The sequence below is a fragment of the Modestobacter altitudinis genome (genome assembly GCF_005930475.1).
GTDB classification, from domain to species: Bacteria; Actinomycetota; Actinomycetes; order Mycobacteriales; family Geodermatophilaceae; genus Modestobacter; species Modestobacter altitudinis.
This window is the reverse complement of the sequence record NZ_SJEW01000161.1, coordinates 1-389: the sequence shown is the minus strand read 5'-3', so window position 1 is coordinate 389 and position 389 is coordinate 1. Positions and strand designations below refer to the sequence as shown.

The window sequence follows — 389 nt, the reverse complement described above, 5'->3', positions numbered from 1 at the left end:
AGGCCGCCACGGTCACGGCCGGGCTGCTGGGCGCCGAACGGGTGTCGGTGGAGGACGGCGTCCTCGTCGTCCAGGCCGGACCGGAGGACGCCGCGCGGATCAACCGCGCGCTGGTCCTCGCCGACGTGGACGTGACCGGGCTGCGCCAGGAGGTGCAGACCCTCGAGGAGGTCTTCCTGCAGATGACCGGGTCCGAGATCACTGCGGCACCGCCACCCGATGCGCCTCCGGGACGGTCCCGGCCGCGGCTGCCCGAGAGCGCCGTCCGATGAGCACGGCGACCGAGACCCGGACACCGGAGCGCGGGGCCCCGTCGGCCCGGACCCGGACCGTGGGGTCGCTCGGGGCGATCGTCTCGGCGGAGCTGCTCAAGCTGCTGCGGCGCCCGG

Annotated in this window: 1 pseudogene; it reads left to right on the top strand. The window is 75.8% G+C overall.

The window, feature by feature from the left end:
* Positions 1 to 272: pseudogene (locus FHL79_RS24880) on the top strand (hypothetical protein); the annotation flags it as partial.
* Positions 273 to 389: the final 117 nt, after the last annotated feature.